The following is a 20967-nucleotide window of genomic DNA, read 5'->3' as shown; positions in this document are numbered from 1 at the left end:
GAATTCAGAAGCTAATTGGCAGGACCCAGATTAATCAAGCTGACCTCGGATAATGAGACGGTTGTGTTGCCATCTTGCTCACCATCAATGTTACCCAGATCAAATGAAATTCGAGTATTCGCATAGCTGTCTTCTGTTGCATCAAATGTAAACGTGAACTCCTGTTCTTCTGGAGTCAAATCAACTCGTGCCCCAAAGAAACCATGCCATTCATAGTTGGCAGCGGCATCGACCCATCCAACTCCCAAACCCAATTTTCTGGACTTCTCCGCTTTGGCTTTAAACGTTAATTTATATTTAAAACCTTGCTGTATGCCAAATCCTTCATTGATGACTTGACGATCCCATGGATGCTGTCCTGCATGACCAATCTTGGCTTGAAGCTGTTGATTGCTAACTTGCATCTCAAGGTCCGCTGCATCACCATCCGCATGGGTAAACCAACCTTCCTTACCTTTGGAGAAGTCTCCATTAGGAATAAGATTAACATGAGCAGGCTGCCCTCCTTGATCTGCATTCGGATTCACTTCATATAATTGGACGTTATTGATGTGAATCGAGTGTTCACCTGTAGAGAGCGGATATCCTAATCCAAATGCAAGCATAGCTGCCGAATCGGAGCTATCCCCCATAGTGAAGGTGTAACTATATGACTTTTGATCCGCGGTTAATTCCACTTCTTCTTCAAAATACTTCACAAAATCCCCTGCATTCTGAGAAAGAACCGCTTGCATGGATTTAGGACTTGAAGCAAATGCCTCGAAGGTAAGTCGGTACGTTTTGTTTGCATCGAGTTTGATCTGACCTTGTTGCAACAAAGCATCCCACCAATGTTCACTTGTACCAGGCAATTTAACCATTAATCCTTCACCCTCGTCATGTGAGGCTGTCAGATCATTAGGAATTAGCTCCCAATGATTCAGATCAGCTGTTAGCTCACTGTTCTGAATTTTGTTTTGTGAAATATCCACCCAACGTGTATTATAATCTGCTCCTTCAAAATTCACATAATAGGGTTTGCCTGCTGTCAAGTTGACCCCTGGGAAATACACCATTTTATATGCTTGCCATCCACCCGTGTCTCCGAGACTCAGGTCTGATTGTGCAACGGTTGTACCTTGTTCATCCTGAATGCTGAACTGAACCTTGGAATCACTCTTTCCACTGGCCATTCGGGCAGACAGAACATATACTCCGTCGTGAGCTACATCGATTTTATATTGCAGCAGATCTCCCTGATCCATGTAACTGACATGTTTTCCTCCTTCTACGGAGTCCTCCAGTTGTAAGCCCTGCATCATCCAGGCTTCGGTTGCAGGTACATGTGCGTAGCCATTCACTGACAGAGGTTTGCCGCGTTTCGTCAGACGAACATTGTCCACATATACCTTACCTTCAGAACTGCCGAATAACAGTTTTAGCTCGGATTGTGCGATTGATGCTCCATCTCCAATGATGATTTCTCCGGTGAATGTTTTCATTTCTTGGTTCAAGGAGAGGTTTTGTCCTTGATGAATCTGTACCGTATGCCCGTTACTGCTGACAACATCAATGTCGATGCTTCGCGGTGTGTCTGCCTTGGCATCTAAGGAGAAACCATACGTTGTATTCGCTTCCAGCTTCAAATCCGGTTGGTTCACCGAAACTTGCTGTGGGTCACCATTCGTTTGAGTAACATCAACAACCAGCTGACGCTCCATGATCGGGAATTTCGAAAAGTTATTTACACTTATATTGGCTGCCGCACTCTCCTGAATGCTGCTTGACCAGAATCCCAGACGCTCCTTGCCCTGATCGAATGTGCCATTGTAAATAAAGTTGCCATCAGGTAGCGCGTTTCGTTCGACAGTTAACGGATCAGCTTCACCCACCTCGATCAGTCTGATATTGGCAAACCAAACGGTTGTATCATCCAACCCCAGATTAAATTCGAATCTGGCATTGTTATCCGTGCCATCCCGCATATTGAAGGTATAGTCATAGGATTGCCAATCTGTCGTGAGTTCAAAGGTGTTATCACCCGAATAATTGGTCCAGCTTTTTTCAAATTGGTTCAGTTTGGACATGATCGTACGGTTAGCAGATGCTTTCGCATCAAATTGGATCTTGTACTTTTTGTTTTTCTTGATGTACATCGGCATCTGAGTGAGTTGAACCGAGTAGTTTTCAGTACCCGATGCATCAATGGTAACTTCTGCTGCTTTCCCTTTCTGCTCATCCGTTACAACTTTGACACTGCCAGCTCCATCAGCATTTGTGATGAATTTCCACTGATGAGGCACTCCATTGTCTGCAGACCCTTCCGCAAAACGATCATTGTATATTTGATTGCCATCGGTTTGTGGGTCACGCTGTTGCGCAGGCTCGATGGGATTTGTTGTTACATCAGGCCATGTGTCTAGATTTTTGTAAGAATATACTCGCACAAAGTCAACATTCATCTTTTCGGAAGTGAAGTTGCTTTCAGGTGCCCCCGGCCAGTCTCCTCCAACTGCCAGATTCAGAATCAGATAGAATGGACGATCAAATGGTGCAGGGAACGTATAATACTCGGGTTGGCCCGCGGCCTTCGTTTGCCAGTTGGTCACTTCATGATGCAGCTTTCCATCCACATAGAAACGAATCATACCCGGCAACCATTCCACCTGGAAATCATGATAATCGTCAGCAAAAGTTTCTCCCTTCGGAAGAGTATGGCTTCCCTGATCATGTCCATGGGAACCGTCAGGCTTCACACTGTCATAATGCAATGTGCTATATACCTTGTTATTACTCTCTTTGCCACCAATTAGCTCCATAATATCGATTTCTCCTGAGGCAGGCCATCCACCATAATGTGCTTCATCTGTTGGCATCATCCATATGGCAGGCCACATGCCTTTTTCGATCGGAAGCTTCGCACGTACAACTACTTTACCGTAGGTCCAGTCGCCTTTTCCCATGGAGATCAGTTTGCCAGAGCTGTAATCCTTTCCGTTTTTCGGACCCTTTTTTGCTTCAATCTGCAACACGCTTCGATTCTGATCTTTTGTAATGCGAGTGTTATCGGGGCTGTAATATTGCATTTCATTGTTATAAACAAGTCCTGTATCCTGTACGGTCCATTTGGAAGAATCAATCGAAGGTCCGTTAAACTCATCATTCCAGACCAGCTCCCATTGATCATGCGGAATCGTTGTTGCTGGAACCGGTTTTTCGCCAGCCGGATGGCTTGGTGTCGATGGTGTAGACGGTGATTGCCCGTCTGGAGAAGATGGTGTGGGTGTGCTTGTCACATTTGTTGAACCACCAGGCTGCGAAGAAGCAGGTTGGTGGGCTTCACCCACCATGGATGTGCGTAATCCTTGTTTTACTTTCTCTCCGTTGATCACAACATCATCGGCATCTACACTCAATTTTTGGATTGTACCTTTGGTATCCATTCGAGTCTGACTGGCTTCTGCATGAATATTCATGGAATCAATCAGGCTGTTTGAAGAGATCTCCAGAATGGATTTCTGCTTTACATGCATCTCCTGAATGTTACTTTCTTCCGTAATGGCAACTCTGACGGGTTCCCCACGTTTGTCAACGACTACTCGATTCAGCTTGGAGTTGTTAATGTCGATGGAATGGCTGCCTCCGCCTTTAATGATGACACTTCCTGTGACGGTTACGCCCTGAAGAACAACAGATCCCTCGCCAATGCCTTCTGCCAGCAGCAGATTTCCATTAACAACCATATTTTTTAACGTGACATCCGTCGATTTAATAATCAAGTTGCCCTCCACCGGGGACTCATATATACCAGGAGCACTTTTTACATCTGCAATCATCGCCGACAACATTGTTGCCGTCTCTGCTCGTGTAATCGGGGATTTGGGATTTAATTTACCTTGGAAGCCTTTTATAATATTTTCGCTCACCAGATAGGTAAGCGCTTTCTTTGCGTAAATGGAAATATCATCTGCATCCTGAAATTCCAATCGTTCATTATCTTCACTTGTAACCGTGGAAAGCTGAAAAGCTCGATCTACCATAACCGCTGCATCTTGGCGGGTAATCGGTTTTTGCGGTGAGAGATGTTCACGGTCTGTGCCTTCGATGATGCCGGAACCATTCGCTCGCACCATTACGTCATAGTACCAATCGTCTGAAGTCATATCCGCATATGAATCAATCGTCGCTTTACCCGTGAAACCAAAGGCCCGATCCAAAATCATAACGAATTCAGCTCGGCTAATTTCCTGATTAGGCTTGAATGTACCGTTCGTATAACCTTTCAATACATTCAACTCTTGCAACCGTGTAACTGCAGATTGTGACCAATGCCCGGTCAGGTCTGTATAGGGAACAGAGGAGTGCAGGCTTTTCGCCTGCACATTTCCCACCTCCGCTTGACCCTTTACACTTTCTGCTCCAGCAGTTGCTGGATAAACGAGAGAAGCTATTAAACTCCATGCCACCATACATGCCAGTCCTTTTCTCATCCTTCTTCCTCCCTCAGCTCAGTTATCCTTGCATTTGCATAACCTATTCCTTAACTGCTCCAATAACGATCCCTTTAACGAAGAAACGTTGTAAAAACGGGTATACCATCAGGATCGGAAGCGCGCCGATAAAGATCTGTGCTGCGCGTACGGTTCGCTGCGAGATATTCTCCAACATGGAAGGATCGACGTTGATTTTGCTGAGATCTTGCTGAACGATAATGGTCTGTAGCAGAGAAGCAAGTGGATAATTTTTAATATCAGACATATAGATCATGCCGTCGAACCAGGAGTTCCACTGATACACCATCGTAAATAAGGACAAGGTTGCGATCGCTGGAAGTGAAAGCGGTACGTAGACCAGAATCAACGTTTTGATATGACCTGCTCCATCCAAATAAGCTGCTTCTTCAAGTTCTTTGGGCAGTCCGCGGAAGAAGTTCATCATGAGAATAACGTTCCACACGGACAGCGCGCCAGGCAGAATAAGTGCCCAGATTGTATTCATCAGGCCAAGCTTCTGGATCAGAATGTAACTTGGAATCAAACCGCCGCTGAACAAAATGGTAAATACGAAAAACCACGTATATAAGGAGCGACCTTTAAAACTGATATCTTCCTTCGACAACGGAAATGCGGTTATGAGCATGATGACCATACCAATGATCGTTGCAATTACAGTCCGTTTAAGTGATACGATCAAGGAGTTGATGAAGTTTGAATTCCCAAATGTTTTCACATATGCGTCGGTTGTGAACCCGATGGGCCAGAAGGTAACCAGGTTTGATGATGCTGGCGCCATACTGCTGAATGAAACAGCCAATATATGAATAATTGGTAAAATGCAGAGTATCGATAATATCCCAAGAAAAGTATAGTTAGCGATGCTGAATATGCGGTATCCTTTTGTTTTATAATACAAGCCCTTTTCTCCTCTCTAGAAAACTCGATAATTAGCTAGTTTGTAAGCCATTCTGTAAGATATAACAATCAAAATGGTAGCAACCACAGATTTGAACAACCCTACTGCTGTGGCAAAACTCATCTTCCCGTTCAGAATCCCGAGTCGATATACAAAGGTGTCAATGATGTCGCCTTTGTCATACACAAGCGGATTGTACAAGTTGAATACCTGATCAAAACCGGCGTTCAGGATGTTGCCGATAGAGAGTGTCATCAGTACGATTGTAATCGGCATTAATGCCGGAATCGTAATGTGCAGCGTCTGTTTAAATCGGTTGGCCCCATCCACCTCGGCAGCCTCGTAGAGTGCAGGATTAATTCCTGAGAGAGAAGCCAGAAATACGATCGTACCAAAACCAAATTCTTTCCACACATCACTGAGGATCAGCGTTATTCGGAACCATGTACCGTCTCCCAGGAAGAAGATCGGTTCTCCTCCAAAGGCTACGACAAGCTGGTTGACCATGCCGCCCTGAGGAGACAGGATATCGAGCAGAATACCACCGAGAATAACCCATGATAGGAAATGCGGTAGATACACAAGCGTTTGACTTACTCTCTTGAATGCCGTCAAACGCACTTCATTGAGCAAAATGGCAAACAGGAATGGAGCGAACAGACCTGCGATGATTTTGAAAAATGCAATGACCAGCGTATTCCAGATCACCTGACCTACGTCCGGATATAAAAATAAATATCGGAAATTGTCCCAACCCACCCATTTGGATTCAGAAAATCCCAAGTATGGTTTGAAATCCTGAAAAGCAATTACAATGCCACCCATCGGTATGTACTGAAACACCAGTGCCAGCAATACAGCTGGAATGAGCATCATATGCAAGGTCCAGTTCCGTTGCATATTCCAGCGCTGTTTAACCCTGGTGGAGCGCCGTTTATGCGGCGTTTCTAACGTATGTTCCTTCACTCCTGCATCCCCCATGTTCTAAATTTTGTATTTTACAAGTCATCGTGAACTTGTATATTAAAATTATAGCAATGGAAATTTGTGATCTATATCCTAATATTGCAACAACGATATCAATATTTTAATAAGATTAAGGAGGTTGGACTTTGTTCACACGTTTGAATGTCTTTACCAAAATTACACTGTTGTTTGTGATGCTGCTTATTCTGGTGCTGTTTCTCTATACATACTCGAACCGGGAAAGCGTGCGTGTTATCGAACACGAGATTCAGAACAATACGATGAATCATCTCTCAACATTTGCTGATTCAGTAGAATCCAACATTTACCAACTGTCATTGTATGGGATGTCTATTGGGCAAGATTCGAGTATTCAGGAATATCAGCGTCCCGACTACAAGGACATTCCCTATGAACGTGTGAAAGTTGGAAGTGCCATTCTGGAGAAAATGAATCTGTACAACGCAGCAAGCAAATGGCATTCGACCATCACACTATACTTCCCAAGGATGCAAAAAGTGATATCAACGGATTATTATGCTTACATTCCTTACAGGGATGATGAATTTAAGGAGCCTCTCTCGCAATCCTGGACCTATGCCGACAATCAGTTTATCTGGTACACTACCGATCCAACGACAGCGATGGCGAGACCTGGCAAAGCCAGATTGATTACCAAAATCAGTTTTCCAGTTCATCACTTAACTGCACTTCTTAATCAAAACAAGTTAAATAATAAAGGCGACCCGTTCATGTTCCATCCCGATTATGGATTAATCAGCAATAGTTCTGGAAAGGAAACCTTGAACGCGATCCTGCCTTCTCTGAAAGGAGCAAAACTGCAAGCCAGCGGTGGATTCAGTACAACGTTGAACAAAACGGAATATTACGTCTCTTACATTCAATCCAAGAGCCTCGGCTGGTATTATGTTGACTATGTGCCTATGCAGCAAATTTTGAAACCGATTACGAGCAGCCGGAATCTCTTTTACGCTTCAATTGCCGTTCTGATCGTGATGAGCGTTGTTGTATTATATACACTCTACCGAAGTGTGCAGCTTCCGCTTTTACAGTTGGTGAAAGGGACAAATCGCCTGTCCACCGGGGACTTTTCCGTTCGGCTTCATCATTCTGCACGCAATGAGTTCAGCCTGTTATTTGCACGTTTTAACATCATGGCTCAACGAATTCAAGAATTAATCGAGAATGTATATGAGGAGAAATTACGAAGTCGGGAAGCCACGCTCAAACAGTTGCAATCGCAGATTAATCCGCATTTTCTATATAACTGTCTGTTCTATATCAAGAACATGGCCCGCATGAAAAATGAAAAGGCCGTGGTAGCCATGGCACTGAATCTGGGGGAGTATTACCGATACATAACCAGGTCCGAAAAGGATCAAGCCACGCTTCGTGAAGAGCTGACAATGGTCAAAAATTATTTGGAAATCCAGTCACTTCGTCTGGAACGAATGCATTTTACAATCGACGTGCCCCATGATATTTTAGATAAAACAGTTCCCAGACTAACCCTCCAGCCTATTATTGAGAACGCTATTATTCATGGTCTGGAGCCCAAATCGGTGGATGGTGAGATTAAAATCTATGCGGACTGCGAGGATGATGTGTACACGATTATCGTGGAGGACAGCGGGCTTGGCATGTCTGAGAAACAGCTTGATCATCTGAGAGATAATCTTCTTAAACCGCTGGATGAGAATATGGGATGTGGTACATGGAATGTCCATCAGCGTTTATCTTTTCTGTACGGTGAAGGATCTGGACTATCTTATGATCATTCTTCAATGGGTGGGATTAAAGTTAACATCACATGGCACGACAATACAGACAAGTAGGTGAACGACCCATGCTGCAAATATTATTAGTTGACGATGAACGTTCCGTCGTGGAAACGCTGGCAGAGACCATTCCGTGGGAAAGCTGCGGGATCGGTACAGTTCATGAAGCATTATCCGGTGCAGTAGCGCTGGAAATTATGGACAACCACGACATTGACATTGTAATTACGGATATACGTATGCCCGAAATGTCAGGCATTGCACTGATTACAGCGATTCATGAAAAGTGGCCGCATGTGCAGACGATTTTGTTATCAGGCCACGCCGACTTTGAATATGCGAAACAGGCCATTGCGCAGGAAAGCTTTGATTACTTGCTGAAACCTGTTAGCGATGAAGATCTGATCGAATCCGTGCAACGTCTTGTTCATCGGATTAAAGAAAAGTGGGAAACGGCAGCATCTCATCAACGTGCCTTACACGCCTTTCAGGATCATCTGCCATTGCTTCAATCCACGATGCTGCATGAGTTGCTGACTGGAAAAGTCTATGATCCGAAGACACTGGCAGACAAGCTTGATCTGCTGGAACTTCCCTACTCCGTAGGCGAAGACCTCGGCATGCTGATTATTCGTATGGAGAAACATCTATCCGATATGGCACACGGCGACCTGGCCCTAATGGAATATGCGATATGTAATATCATAAGTGAAGTGATGCATAATCATTTTCATATCTGGCATACACGTGACGTGCACGATTACATTGTTGTTCTGGTAAGCATGAAACATTCAACAACGATGAGTTATAGCAGGAGCGAGACGCCTCAGACATTGCTTGAGCAGTATGCTGCCCAGATTCAAACCAATGTTCAGTTATACTTGAAAGGTGCTATCTCCATTTCGGTCTCCAGTTGGGGCAAGTTTCCCCATGAAATTGGAGAACTCTATGAGCGAACGGTTATGTCCATGCGTAAACGGATGGGTCAGGTGCAAGGTTTGTTTGTCACCGCTTCCGATGAAACGGATGCTAACCCTCTACATACGATCAGGTCGCTGTATCAGCCACCAACGTTGATTAGCCTGCTCGAAGCTGGTCGCTTTGAGGATGTGGAACAGAAAATCGAACACATTTTTGCGGAACTGCTGCATTCCAATGAACATCATGATATTGCCGAGTCAACCTTTGAGGTGTATTTTGCTATAGCGGGCGCGTTTGCGTACATCATTCATAAAAATGGCAAACAAATCTCTTCTTTGATACCAGCAGAGTCCTATCGTTACTTTCAAGCTCCCAGCTATTCCACTGCGCAGCAGCTACAGGACTGGTCCGTGCGTACACTTCATTACATACGAGATGATGCTGAACAAGAGCTTAGAGACAATCACAGCACCATTGTGCGCAGCGTCAAAAGTTTTGTCGACCTTCATCTGGCTGGAGATGTATCACTGCCTGCAATTGCCGACCATGTGCATCTGCACCCAGTCTACTTGTCCAAGGTATACAAGGCGGAGACAGGTGAAGCACTTACTGCCTATGTGTACCGGTTAAGAATGGAGAAAGCAGCCTATCATTTGCGAACATCAACCGCCAAAGTGTTTGAGATTGCAGAACTTGTCGGTTACAACAATACCGCATATTTCATTCGAGTTTTCAAGAAATTTTATGATCTTACACCACAGGAATATCGGGAAAATCTGCCGGTTTAAGAGAGTACACAGACCAGACTTGACGTTCTAGTAATCTCTCCGGTTTCCCCTTCTCCATATCAAATACAAAAAGGCATTGCCGGAGATCTTCTCCTGCAATGCCTTTTTGGTGCTTATGTGGCCGGGATGAATCATTTCAGCCAGCCCTTTGTCATCCTATTTTCCGCTTTTCACGGAATCATACCACTCGTTAACTTCTTTCGTAATCTGATCTCCACCTGAAGACTTCCACTTCTCAACAAATGAGTCGAACGCGTCCACAGAGGTTTTGCCATATACAATTTGAGAGAAGGTGTCTTTCTCCATCTTCGTCAAAATGTCATTGTTCATCTGCATCGTCATTGAAGGTGCACCGGTAAACATTTGATTGAACACGATATCCTTTTGATCCAAAACAATCTTGGCTGCATCAAGCATAGGTACTGGTACACCTGATTTGATTTTCTTCTCAAACGGTGTAGTTGCTTCTTCACCACTTGCCAGCTTCGCGAGTGTTGTCATACTCAAATTCGGAATTCTCGCGCCATCAAAAGTCAACGTGTACTTCTCGGGAGCATAACCACCCGTAAGACTTGCATCGGTTGATGGTTTCCCATCTACCATAACCCAATCGTATCCTTCCGCAAATCCATGCTCAAACTCATCGCCCTCTTTAGGATTCGCATAGTGATCAAAGAGATAGTTCTGATAGGTGAAAAAGGCTTCCGGATTTTTCATGTCTTTGTTAATTAGAACTACGCCATTTCCGTTTGACGTACCATGTCTTCCTGCTTGACCATTTGGACCGGAAGGAATTGGATACGCCTTGTATTCAGCCTCAGGATTGTTTTTCTTCACATCCTCCAGCGGCCAGGATGGCATCCAGTGAGGACCAACCACAATACCTGCTTTTCCGGCAGTAAATTCTTCAGCTGCTTTTGTCTCGTCATACACGCCGGCTTCTTCCGGGATATACCCTTTGCTCATCCAGCTCTGTAATTTGGCCAAAGCCTGTTTTGCACCAGGTGTAACGGAACCGTATTCAAGTTTTCCGTCTGCCGTCAGATTCCATTGGTTTGGCATTGTACCATAAGCGCCAAATACCCACCCAGCTTCAGACATCCATGTGTTCAGCCAGTTCTTGAAGCCAATGGTGAGTCCGTAAGTGTCCTGCTTCCCATTGCCATCCGGATCTTGATTCGTAAACGTTTCCATAATGACTTCAAGATCATCTATCGTTTTAGGTGCTTCCAGATTGAATTTCTTCATCCAGTCTTCACGGATCCACATGACAGGATCACCATTATAGGAATAGTCAAGAATCGGAATACCGATCTTTTTGCCATCTTGCATGTATGGATACCATACGGAAGGATCTTCGTTTACGGCTGCTTTCCATGTGTCGCTGGCATATTTGTCAAACAACTCGCCCGCATCGACAAATTTTCCGGACTCAATCAATTCACGCACCAGATTGAATTCACCGCGATACGAAATAATGTCTGGCATGTCTGCATTGGAAGCCAGTGACAGACGCAGTTTCGTCTCAAATGCATTATTGGTAGAAGGAGATATCCACTGGTTTTTCAACTCAATTCCGAGTTTCTCCTTGGCCCATTTTGTATGGACATTATTATCCTGATCCTCGCCTGACTTAAACTTCACGTCTGGACCCCATGGTCGTAAATACGTAATGGATACTGGTGGATCATACTTTCCATCTTTGAGCTCCAACGTTGTCGCTGGTGTACTCGATTCTGTTTTCTTGTCGCTCCCGTTACTACACCCACTCAAGGCTGCAGATAGGGCCAATACACCAATCATGACCAAACTGCCTACTCGTCTCTTTTTACTTGTGTCCAACTTCGTTCCCCCAGTCTATGTAATGTTGCTTACAGGTTAATCATAATGAATTTTTGATATTTATGCCCATACTAATATTGCAACATTTATTGCATTAATTTAGGATATTGGATATTGAATACATATATTGAATAAATACAATGCCTGAATATAGCAAAAAGCAGCCGCTAACGGCTGCTTCAGTCTGCTTAATTACTCGTATATTTGACCCAATCGTACTCTGCATAGAGCGGATTAGCCCCGTTATAAGGACCGAGCCAGCTATCTACTCCTGTTCCATTCCAGAGGTTCATCATAATTTTTCCAGGTGTTTTCGGAATATTGCTGGTTGCCGTGTGCTTCAATACACCATCAACATACCATTTGATATGTCCCGGTTGCCAGTCAAATGCGTACGTATGGAAGCCCTGGGATGCATCAAAACCTAAATTGATAATCTTCTCATGATTACCAACCCCATTGGTATAATAATTAAACTGCACTTTGGTTGTGTCTTTTCCTAAAAATTCGATATCAATCTCATCCCATTGGGTGCCATGTGCAGGGCCTGTGTATGTGAAAAATGAGGAAACTACACCTGTGTTCTTGGCAGGTTTCATACTGACTTCATACAAGCCGTACCCATACGTATTCGTGGTACGATACTCTCCGCAATCAAACTTGTTCTGTGCAGAGCTGGTCAAACCAAGCTTAAGCTTGCCGTCACTTGTAAAATTAACATTGTTAGCCCTCCACGTACAGTTAAACATGTTCCCATTGGAATACCCATCCGCTTTTTGCCACGTACTTGCGTTAAAATAGGTTAGAGGTTCCCAGAACACATAACCCGCGAAAGCGCTTACCGAAAAAAACAAAGAGATGACACCCGTTACCGCCAAACTATACCAAGACTTCCTCTTCATCATACACCTCCATGAATGATTCCAACATGTATAAGCAGCGCAATAATAGATAGCGCTTACATGGTTGGTATTTCCATTTTATCCGGAAGCATGGTGGTAAACTATAGCAAACTTCAAAGCAGAGATATTCAATTTTTAAGATCCTCGTTCTCGTATCTATTCATGTCATGTTAAGACTACGCCAATTTCATATACGTAAGATGGATTGAATGAAGCGCCTGCCCTTCAGCATAGAAGGAATCAGGCGCTCCATCAAAACCATTTTTACATATATCTCAATATGTTTGTTAATTTATTCACCCTAAAAGGGTTCTATTTCGCACCAGCTTGTACCAAAATGTCTTCAATTTCTTTAAAGCCACTATTCTTCGCATGACTGAGTGGTGACACCCCATCACGGTCCGATATGTTTACGTCTGCTCCGTGGTCAACGAGTAATTGTATCGTCTCCTGCTGCCGAGCATTGCCATCGTTAAGAATGATCGCTTCGAGTAGTGCTGTCCATCCCAATTGATTCACATGGTCCACATCCACCGAAGTTTGAGTCAGTAATTCTTGCACTACATCCACATATCCATGCTCCGAAGCTGGAATAAGTGCTGTCCCTCCATATCGATTCGTTATCGCTGGGTCCGCTCCGGCCTCGATTGTCAGCTTCAAAATATCCAAGTATCCTTCAGCGCCAGCATACAGAAACGGGGTATTTTGCATATCGTCCTGTATATTCACATCTGCCCCCGCTTCAATTAACACTTTAGCCGATGTTAGATCATTATTGTAGGTTGCAATCATTGTAGCGGTTCGTCCACTCTGATCTTGAGCATTGATATTGGCGCCTGCTTGAATCATTTGTTCGATGCGTTCAGTATCGCTGTCCTCTACTGCCTTGAACAGCTGTTCATCTGCTGAAGTCATGGCCTTTACCTCCACGTTAGAGTCGTTTCTCATTTCAGGCACGCAGCCTTGGACGATCAACATACTACTTATCAGGACAACGATGATCAGCGATTTACTCATACTGCCTCCTTTACTCCAGTGTCAAGGTGACCGAAGAAGCGATACCCCAATCCCCAACTGGGTTTATTGTATACGTAGTACCTGGAGTCAACTTCCCATCATTCGTTATGTCGAATACACCCGTCGCACCTTTTCGACTTGAATATTTATAAGTGGCCGTCAGAACATCTCCGCTAGGTGAAGTTAACGTTACACTTCGACCAGAGAACAGTTCATCCCCAGGGTCATGGTCAAGCGTAACTTCAATGGAGGTTTCGCTCACTGCTTGAGCACTTGCAACCACTAGTGCATCAAACGATTTCGCCGTAAATGAAGCATTTTCGATGTTGGCCCAATCCGAAGAAACCGTATATGTGACACCTGATTTCAGCGTTTGTCCTTCAGGCAAACGAAACTTCGGTTCTTGTTTACCATCTGTGGATTGCGTGAACGGAACATATCTGGCAACGATAGGCTCGCCACCTTCTGGCGTAATTACAACTTGTCTTGCCTGCATGGAGGAGATAACTTGATACGTTTTGCCTCCTGCTTGCTCTTGATCATTTAGGACAAATGCATTAGCTCCTCGACCACCACTGTAAGCCGAAATGATGTAACCATAATCCACTACACCGTTCACTTGCAGTGCTTCAATCTCGAATGTATCATTTGTTACTTGTCTAACCGTTGTCATGTTTATTTTCGTGCCACTGCCTTCAAAGGAACCAGCGACTTGGCCTTTGTAAGTCAGGTTGTACACTTCACCAGCATCTTGTACAGACGTTGGAACGATGTAAGTCGCAATCGACCCTGTTTTCAAACGGGGCATATTGGTTAACGTCAACCCGCCACTAAACGCAAAGTCCGTTTGTGCCTTGGCAAAAGCTTCATTCGCTGCTGTCAGCGGTTTGTCAAAAGTTACAATTAACGTAATGCCATTCAGTGATCTAACGCTCTTGATTTGAGCTTGCTCCGAAGGAATAGCTTGGTGTGCAGTTTGCAACAACACTGCTGTTTCGCCTCGCGTTGCTAAACCGTTCTCGGAGTAAAACTCGCTCATCCAATGGTGAACAGACTTTACATCACGTTGCATCGCTTTGGATACGATCTGTTCGAGTTCAGCATCCGACACTTGAGTTTGCGGATTGAATTGTCCATCATTCGTTTGCATGATGCCAAGTTCAACAAGCTTTGCCGCATATGGCGCATACCATGCATTGGTATTGACATCCGTTAATTCTACGATTTCTCCCGTCTTGCTCTCCAAATTAAACGATTTGAAAACCAATGAAGCTAACTCCGCACGGGTAATTGCTCGAAGTTCACCCATAGATTGATCTGCATATCCGTTCATGATCCCCAAGCTATTCAGATCCTTGATAGCAGCTTCAATCTGTTGTTGGGTAAGCTGTGTGGTTGTTGCCGCAATGTTAGTAACGTATGTAGCTGCATGTACTTGATTCGCAGTTAACGGGAACACTGCTGTACCTAATGCAGTTATAGTTAGAAATGTAGCGATTTTGCGGGTTGTAGAATTCATGGTTGAATTCCTCCTCTATAGGTTGTAGTTGCCTGTATCTATAGAATAGAGAACAAAAAGAAACTCCGAAGGCTAAAGTTATTAACAAAATATAAACTGGCTCTAAATTTTCACGAAACTTATGCAGTAAACCGGTAGCCTGCACCCCAGACGGTTTCAATATACTCCGGATTTTTGGGGTCTGTCTCCAGCTTCCCCCGCAGTTTGCGAATATGGACGGTAACCGTTGCAATGTCTCCGGTGGAATCCATGCCCCAGATCCGCTCGAACAGATCTGATTTGCTGAATACACGGTTGGGATGACTCGCAAGAAATACAAGTAACTCGAATTCCTTGGTTGTAATCGCCACCTCTTCTCCATTAACAAAAACGCGGCGTGATCCTTTGTCAATGTGAAGCCCCCGAATGTGGATTTCATCCTGCTCAGCTGGTTTGTTTTTGCCAAGTAGTCTCTCGTATCGGGTCAAATGAGCCTTTGCTCGTGCAACCAACTCACTTGGGCTAAACGGTTTTGTAATAAAATCATCCACTCCCAGATTAAATGTCCGGATCTTATTGATTTCTTCCTTTTTCGCGGAAACGACAAGGATGGGCACCTCTTTTACCTCGCGAATACGCCTGCAACATTCGAATCCGTCAAGTCCCGGAAGCATCAGATCAACAATGATCAGATTATAGTCCCCCTCCAATGCCTGCTTCAGACCTTCATCTCCAGTATGGCAGAGATCCACGGAAAATCCGTTGAGCTCAAAATAATCCCGTTCCAGTTCCGCAATCGTTGTTTCATCTTCAATGATCAAAATGTTTGCCATTACTTATTAATTCCTCTCTTCATTCAGCCGTTTCAGCTTGATATATATACTCGTGCCATCATTGGGTTGGCTTTCAGCCCAGATGAAGCCCCCATGTCCATCAATGATTTGGCGGGCAATTGCTAGCCCGAGCCCACTTCCGCCCGTTGAGGAATTGCGGGATTGTTCTGCACGATAAAAGCGTTCAAATATATAAGGCAGTGCCTCTTCGGGAATTCCCCTGCCATTATCTTTAAAGCCCATCGTAATCCATTTCTCATCAGCTTGAAGTGTAATCTCGAATCGTTTGTGTTCATTCTCCATGTATTTGAGTGCATTATCCACCACATTAACAACGGTACGTTTTAACTTCTCCGGATCCACAGCAGCCATAGCGGGACCAGACATCTGGTTATTCCAATCCACTGCAACACCTTTATCCTCCAGATCATATCTCAGCTCTTCGATGCTATCTTCAAGGAAATCAGCGAGATCAACTGTTTTGAACAGGAACGGCTCTTGGTTCAAGTCGAGCTTGGAATACAAAAACAGTTCATCCACCAGCTTATCCATGCTAACTGCTTTGGAGTGAATGATATTAACGTAACTCTCCATTTTCTCCGGAGTATTAGCCACTCCGTCACGAATGCCCTCAATATAACCTTTGATATTGGTAATCGGCGTACGGAGATCATGCGAAATGTTGGAGATAAGCTCTTTGCGGTTCACTTCGTCCTGCTGACGTAACGCGTAAGAGCGCTGTAATTGATTCCGCATGCTCTCAAACGCTTCGCTGAGTTGACCAACCTCGTCATTGGAGTTTAGCTGAAGTTTAAAGGATAGATTGCCATCCTTAATATGTTCGGCTGAACTCCGTAGTTGATTCAATGGTTTAATGAAGCTGCGCGTGATCCAGCGGAACAAGAGCAGATTTGCAATGATGAGGACGCCAATAAGCAGAAATGACATCACAGGCAGCAACTTGCGAGTAAGCTCCGCAAAGGGGCTTCTCTCGCGAATGACAAAGATACTCCCCCGTTCCCCATCTGAATATTGAAAATCAAATTTTGCATACGCGTAAAATCGCTCACCAATATTGAAGGTGCTCCGAATCTGATAATTGTTAAGATCATAGGCAGGCAGTGCTTGCTTCAGTTCTGGCTGGTTGAAGGTCAGTGATTCGAAGATCTGACTATTCTCTCGTCTGATGTAGAGCCCTGACTTCTCAGCTCGAAGCTTCATATCATATTCACGCAGCAAAACCTTGTTCTGCAGGTCATCAGGGTCATTTTTGGCCAGAAACTTCATCTCTTGAAAGATCGATTCTCCCTGTTCAGTCAGGGGGTTGATCTGATAATGTACCTTGTAAATATCACGGAAACTCTGTAGATCCCCCGTGGCCGCAATCGTATACAGACTTGCGGTAAGTAAGATGAACAGCAGACTTATAACAAGCATGCCCGTGAAGGACAGCAGCATTTTTATTCGAATTGACATGGGTTCCCCTTCTCAAGCAAACAATTGGATTAGTTAGTGCACATGTTAACACAAGATGGATTCTATTGCCCATATGTAAAAAAGAGCTTTCTTTTTCATTATATATGTTGACAGTGATAATCGTTATCAATAATGTTGGAGTAAGGTGCACAACGATTTATCTTAGAATGACCGGCAAACACTTTTGAAATGAGGTACGTAATGTGAAAGTAGACGTTAATCAGTTAGCAGCGCATTTTGCACACATTCCTTTTCAAGTCGAAGGAGTATATCGATATGCTAGAAATCCAGGGGTTCCCCAGGCTGACTATACCGATTCTTTTCCTGGATTTGTATTTCCTCTTACAGGAAAAATACAATTTCAATTTGATGGTACGCCCTATATCTTTTCACCAGGAAAAGTTGTACATGGGGGCGCGAAAATGAAACTGGATCAAACCGTGTTTCATAGAACGGACTGGGAATACATCCTCGTTTTATACCGGATATGTAGTTCGGACCTCGAAGAGACAAGCTTTTCCCATCAGCATTTTGAATTATCAACGGGTCAGTCTCCACGTCTGATCGAATTAATCACGCGTCTTTGGCATGTGTATAACCAGCGTGGAGGTATTTCAAAGTTTCAGACCGAGATGCTGTTTCGCGATGTACTGAATGAGACCTTAATATGTGTTGATCATAGGCAAAATAGTTGTGAATCAGATGTTTTATTCGAACGGGTCTCTACCTATATCCAAGAATACTATGATCAAAGTCTGACTGTCGCATCGCTTGCAGAACAAAATAATGTTAATCGAAATCGACTTTCCTACGTGTTTAGAAGACATGCAGGTATGGGTCCAGCAGAATATGTATTGAAATATCGTATAAACATGGCACAGCAAATGTTATTGGCAAGTGATACATCTGTACAACAGATTGCTGAGAGCGTTGGCATTGCTGACCCCTTTTATTTTAGCAGAGTGTTTAAGAAACAATGTGGTATTTCTCCTACGGAGTATCGTCTGAAGTTCATCAATAATCCATCCTGATTTCAATAGGCATCCATGTTATACCAAAGCTTAGATCAGTATACTGAACATATAGGATTAATACACAGGAGGAATGACGATGCACTATCAAGCTATTCAATTAAATGAGGAATTTTCGAAATTAAACGATCTTTGGTCTCCGAAACTCATTGGTGAAATGAATGACTATCAATTTAAGATCGTTAAGATTGCTGGAGATTTTGAGTGGCATGTTCATGAGGAGACTGACAAGTTATTTTTTGTGCTCGAAGGGGAAATGATAATTGATTTTCGTGATGGGCAAGTGAAGATTTCCAAGGGCGAGATGTATATTGTCCCTAAAGGAGTCGAGATCAAACCTTCCGCCGAAAAGGAATGTCATATCATGTTGATGGAGCCTGGAAGCGAAGTAAACACTGGCGGGAATAAGGCGGAATAAGCGTCAGTTATTGGAACCAGAATGTCAATTTGTAATATCAGAGAGCCGATAACCGCGTAATAGGGGTTATCGGCTCTGCGTCTGTACGGCTAGCTTTTTGACATGCATTAATCAGCAATCTCTCGGTTATGTCATTTGTTGCTGGTCTTCTTGATCAATTCCACACCATCGTATGCCAGACTTTCCACACTTGTTGCCTTCTGCAGTATGTATTGATCAAAAAAGTTCTTCGCATAGTCTGTAACAAGATTTCGCATCTCCATAGCATCCCGTTCGCCTCTGTGTTCCTCATTAACACTGGTAAACACGATGTCACAGTAATCCAAATGTGCAACACGATCAACTGAGAAATAATAGGTTTCCATGCTATTGTTAGCGCCAATAATCGCATTCATATTATAGTTAGGTTCACAAAACAGGAACAAGAAGGGTTTCTTAAGATCGCTGTCAAGAAGTCCAAACGCACTGCTATCCAAGCCAATCCCGCAGGCGAACCGGTCGTCATCCCGGCAAACCATCGCCGTCGTAGGCCCTCCATAAGAATGTCCGACTATACCCATGCCGATGTCAAGCAGTAATCTACCCTTAAAGATGGAATTCAGCTCTCCAGAGTCCAGTTTGTAAAGATAATCGGCTACATACCTCACATCTGCTGCCTGTAATTCACTATACTCTGTTATCTTGGAAAGGATCGGTAGTGCAAGCACGTTACGGCACATCTCAATGGCAGTTTCATCGTCAGAACGCATCTCCATCTTACCAGCCAACGCCAGCATCTCCGGATCTTCACCAAACGCTGTAATGACATCCGAAAAATCCTTGGATACATTAAACAGGCGCCCATCTTTACGTTTATACATCGTGCTATTCTGATGGCCGATGCTTACCACAACATACCCCATGCTTGCCAAGTCTGTACAAAGCACTGTACCCCATTCTGGAGATCCGCCCCCGCCGCAAACATAGAATAACACTGGATAGCGCTTTTCCTTCCCGGAAAGAGCAAGGTCGTCGTAACACTGGGTCTTGATATCTATAGAAAAAACATCCTTCAACGCGGTGACAAGTGGCTGCTCATTAAACATCACGTAGACTTCAGGAAACATGTACGTTGATGTAGTCTTACCTTCGCTACTGTCAGACGGATAGTACACAAAAGCGGTCAGTTCTCTTTTGGAGTAATCTAATGCCGTGTACTCAAAATCCATCTGGGTTCGACCGACAGTGTAGCCCCCAATTGGTTCTGGAAATGCGTCATAGGTTTTCATTTTCTTTCCCCCTTAAGATCGCTAACCATTTCAGAATATTTATGATCTTCAAGCAGCCCATGACCCATAAATTCAGCAAAGTACTTGCTGATCTTATGTTGCAGCTCAGAGTCCTTAATATCGAATTCCCTAAAAAACAAGATTAAATTAAGCTGCATTGACTCAAACATAAAAGAAATCAGGTCGTCGTCAACATCCGGTCGGAGATATCCATCAACCCTCATTCGGCGTAAAATGTCTTTGATCATGGGGAATGACTCGCCCTTTAAGACATTCACATATACTTTCAGCAAAATGTCCTCAGGAATATATAAAAATGTTTTAGTCAGTTTGATTTCCAACTCATTCAGTGGCTCGGTCACCATGCCATTAACGTTACCAAATAAGCCAGTAAGGAAATAGCTGTAAAGGGAATCTTCATTACTGTTACTGAAGTATGCAGCTCTTTTCTTGGTCACATTACGTATTAAGTGACAATAAAGGTCATCTTTGTCTTCAAAATACCGATAAAATGTTCCGGGGTGCATGGACAAACTATCCAAAACCATCTTCATAGTTATATCCTCGTAAAGATTATCAACAAAAAGATGCATAGCGCTATTCGATATTTCCTCGCGCCTTGCTTCGTCTAAACGAAAGAAAGTATTTTTTGGCATAGATTACTCCTTAATATGAAGTGTGAACTGATTCACACTATACTGATAATTCATTCACAAGTCAAATCGTATTAAAATAGAGCGTTCACTCCATTCTCGCTATCATTCAGGCTGACCGGGAACAGCTTTAGACAGGAATTTGGTCCCTGATAACAAAAAAA

General features: G+C 43.8%; 15 protein-coding genes. 4 read left to right on the top strand and 11 right to left on the bottom strand.

What is annotated here, in order from left to right; genetic code table 11:
• Positions 1–11 precede the first annotated feature (11 nt).
• From AC6CIF_RS11910 to AC6CIF_RS11900, 3 genes are read right to left on the bottom strand one after another with little or no spacing between them, the layout of a single operon-like run.
• On the bottom strand, positions 12–4469 hold the full coding sequence (locus AC6CIF_RS11910; RefSeq protein ID WP_498199782.1) for a carbohydrate binding domain-containing protein: 4458 nt from the start codon (positions 4467–4469) through the stop codon (positions 12–14).
• A 43-nt stretch (positions 4470–4512) separates the two neighbouring features.
• The gene (locus AC6CIF_RS11905) at positions 4513–5391 is read right to left on the bottom strand and encodes a carbohydrate ABC transporter permease (RefSeq protein ID WP_076210648.1); all 879 of its coding nucleotides are present in this window, start codon (positions 5389–5391) and stop codon (positions 4513–4515) included.
• 15 nt (positions 5392–5406) lie between these two features.
• Positions 5407–6357, bottom strand: coding sequence for an ABC transporter permease (locus AC6CIF_RS11900; RefSeq protein WP_017688355.1), 951 nt, complete (start codon positions 6355–6357; stop codon positions 5407–5409).
• Between the two features lie 146 nt (positions 6358–6503).
• On the opposite strand from AC6CIF_RS11900, the gene AC6CIF_RS11895 reads away from it, so the two are divergent.
• Together AC6CIF_RS11895 and AC6CIF_RS11890 are read left to right on the top strand one after the other, a co-directional pair.
• A complete protein-coding gene (locus AC6CIF_RS11895; protein ID WP_237175284.1) occupies positions 6504–8213 on the top strand; it encodes a sensor histidine kinase in 1710 nt (569 codons plus the stop codon).
• Positions 8214–8224: 11 nt separating this feature from the next.
• A complete protein-coding gene (locus AC6CIF_RS11890; protein ID WP_498199781.1) occupies positions 8225–9865 on the top strand; it encodes a response regulator in 1641 nt (546 codons plus the stop codon).
• A 156-nt stretch (positions 9866–10021) separates the two neighbouring features.
• Here AC6CIF_RS11890 and AC6CIF_RS11885 read toward each other — a convergent pair whose 3' ends face one another.
• The 6 genes from AC6CIF_RS11885 to AC6CIF_RS11860 form a co-directional block, all read right to left on the bottom strand.
• Complete coding sequence (locus tag AC6CIF_RS11885) at positions 10022–11668, bottom strand: extracellular solute-binding protein (protein WP_445253372.1); 1647 nt, start codon at positions 11666–11668, stop codon at positions 10022–10024.
• Between the two features lie 227 nt (positions 11669–11895).
• Positions 11896–12609 (bottom strand): beta-glucanase, encoded by a 714-nt coding sequence (gene bglS, locus AC6CIF_RS11880; protein WP_498199780.1) that lies wholly within the window; start codon positions 12607–12609, stop codon positions 11896–11898.
• 312 nt (positions 12610–12921) lie between these two features.
• Positions 12922–13626, bottom strand: a complete 705-nt coding sequence (locus AC6CIF_RS11875; RefSeq protein ID WP_498199779.1) for an ankyrin repeat domain-containing protein — start codon at positions 13624–13626, stop codon at positions 12922–12924.
• Between the two features lie 10 nt (positions 13627–13636).
• The gene (locus AC6CIF_RS11870; protein ID WP_498199778.1) at positions 13637–15145 is read right to left on the bottom strand and encodes an S-layer homology domain-containing protein; all 1509 of its coding nucleotides are present in this window, start codon (positions 15143–15145) and stop codon (positions 13637–13639) included.
• Positions 15146–15264: 119 nt separating this feature from the next.
• On the bottom strand, positions 15265–15957 hold the full coding sequence (locus AC6CIF_RS11865; RefSeq protein ID WP_498199777.1) for a response regulator transcription factor: 693 nt from the start codon (positions 15955–15957) through the stop codon (positions 15265–15267).
• A 6-nt stretch (positions 15958–15963) separates the two neighbouring features.
• Complete coding sequence (locus AC6CIF_RS11860) at positions 15964–17433, bottom strand: sensor histidine kinase (protein WP_498199776.1); 1470 nt, start codon at positions 17431–17433, stop codon at positions 15964–15966.
• Positions 17434–17636: 203 nt separating this feature from the next.
• Between AC6CIF_RS11860 and AC6CIF_RS11855 the strand changes: the two genes are divergently transcribed.
• Both AC6CIF_RS11855 and AC6CIF_RS11850 read left to right on the top strand, forming a co-directional pair.
• Positions 17637–18464 (top strand): helix-turn-helix transcriptional regulator, encoded by an 828-nt coding sequence (locus tag AC6CIF_RS11855; protein WP_498199775.1) that lies wholly within the window; start codon positions 17637–17639, stop codon positions 18462–18464.
• 79 nt (positions 18465–18543) lie between these two features.
• Positions 18544–18882, top strand: a complete 339-nt coding sequence (locus AC6CIF_RS11850; RefSeq protein WP_498199774.1) for a cupin domain-containing protein — start codon at positions 18544–18546, stop codon at positions 18880–18882.
• A 131-nt stretch (positions 18883–19013) separates the two neighbouring features.
• Here the strand turns inward: AC6CIF_RS11850 and AC6CIF_RS11845 are convergent, their stop codons facing one another.
• Together AC6CIF_RS11845 and AC6CIF_RS11840 are read right to left on the bottom strand one after the other, a co-directional pair.
• The gene (locus AC6CIF_RS11845) at positions 19014–20150 is read right to left on the bottom strand and encodes an alpha/beta hydrolase (protein WP_498199773.1); all 1137 of its coding nucleotides are present in this window, start codon (positions 20148–20150) and stop codon (positions 19014–19016) included.
• On the bottom strand, positions 20147–20806 hold the full coding sequence (locus AC6CIF_RS11840) for a TetR/AcrR family transcriptional regulator (protein ID WP_498199772.1): 660 nt from the start codon (positions 20804–20806) through the stop codon (positions 20147–20149). The genes AC6CIF_RS11845 and AC6CIF_RS11840 overlap by 4 nt, the downstream gene beginning before the upstream one ends.
• Positions 20807–20967: the final 161 nt, after the last annotated feature.

It is taken from the genome of Paenibacillus sp. GQ49 (assembly GCF_059759055.1).
This window is presented reverse-complemented; position numbering and strand designations above follow the sequence as displayed.

Coding starts and splice junctions, on each gene's coding strand:
- AC6CIF_RS11910 (WP_498199782.1), bottom strand. CDS start 4,469: ATGAGAAAAGGACTGGCATGTATGGTGGCATGGAGTTTAATAGCTTCT.
- AC6CIF_RS11890 (WP_498199781.1), top strand. CDS start 8,225: ATGCTGCAAATATTATTAGTTGACGATGAACGTTCCGTCGTGGAAACG.
- AC6CIF_RS11885 (WP_445253372.1), bottom strand. CDS start 11,668: ATGATTGGTGTATTGGCCCTATCTGCAGCCTTGAGTGGGTGTAGTAAC.
- bglS (WP_498199780.1), bottom strand. CDS start 12,609: ATGAAGAGGAAGTCTTGGTATAGTTTGGCGGTAACGGGTGTCATCTCT.
- AC6CIF_RS11875 (WP_498199779.1), bottom strand. CDS start 13,626: ATGAGTAAATCGCTGATCATCGTTGTCCTGATAAGTAGTATGTTGATC.
- AC6CIF_RS11870 (WP_498199778.1), bottom strand. CDS start 15,145: ATGAATTCTACAACCCGCAAAATCGCTACATTTCTAACTATAACTGCA.
- AC6CIF_RS11865 (WP_498199777.1), bottom strand. CDS start 15,957: ATGGCAAACATTTTGATCATTGAAGATGAAACAACGATTGCGGAACTG.
- AC6CIF_RS11860 (WP_498199776.1), bottom strand. CDS start 17,433: ATGTCAATTCGAATAAAAATGCTGCTGTCCTTCACGGGCATGCTTGTT.
- AC6CIF_RS11850 (WP_498199774.1), top strand. CDS start 18,544: ATGCACTATCAAGCTATTCAATTAAATGAGGAATTTTCGAAATTAAAC.
- AC6CIF_RS11845 (WP_498199773.1), bottom strand. CDS start 20,150: ATGAAAACCTATGACGCATTTCCAGAACCAATTGGGGGCTACACTGTC.
- AC6CIF_RS11840 (WP_498199772.1), bottom strand. CDS start 20,806: ATGCCAAAAAATACTTTCTTTCGTTTAGACGAAGCAAGGCGCGAGGAA.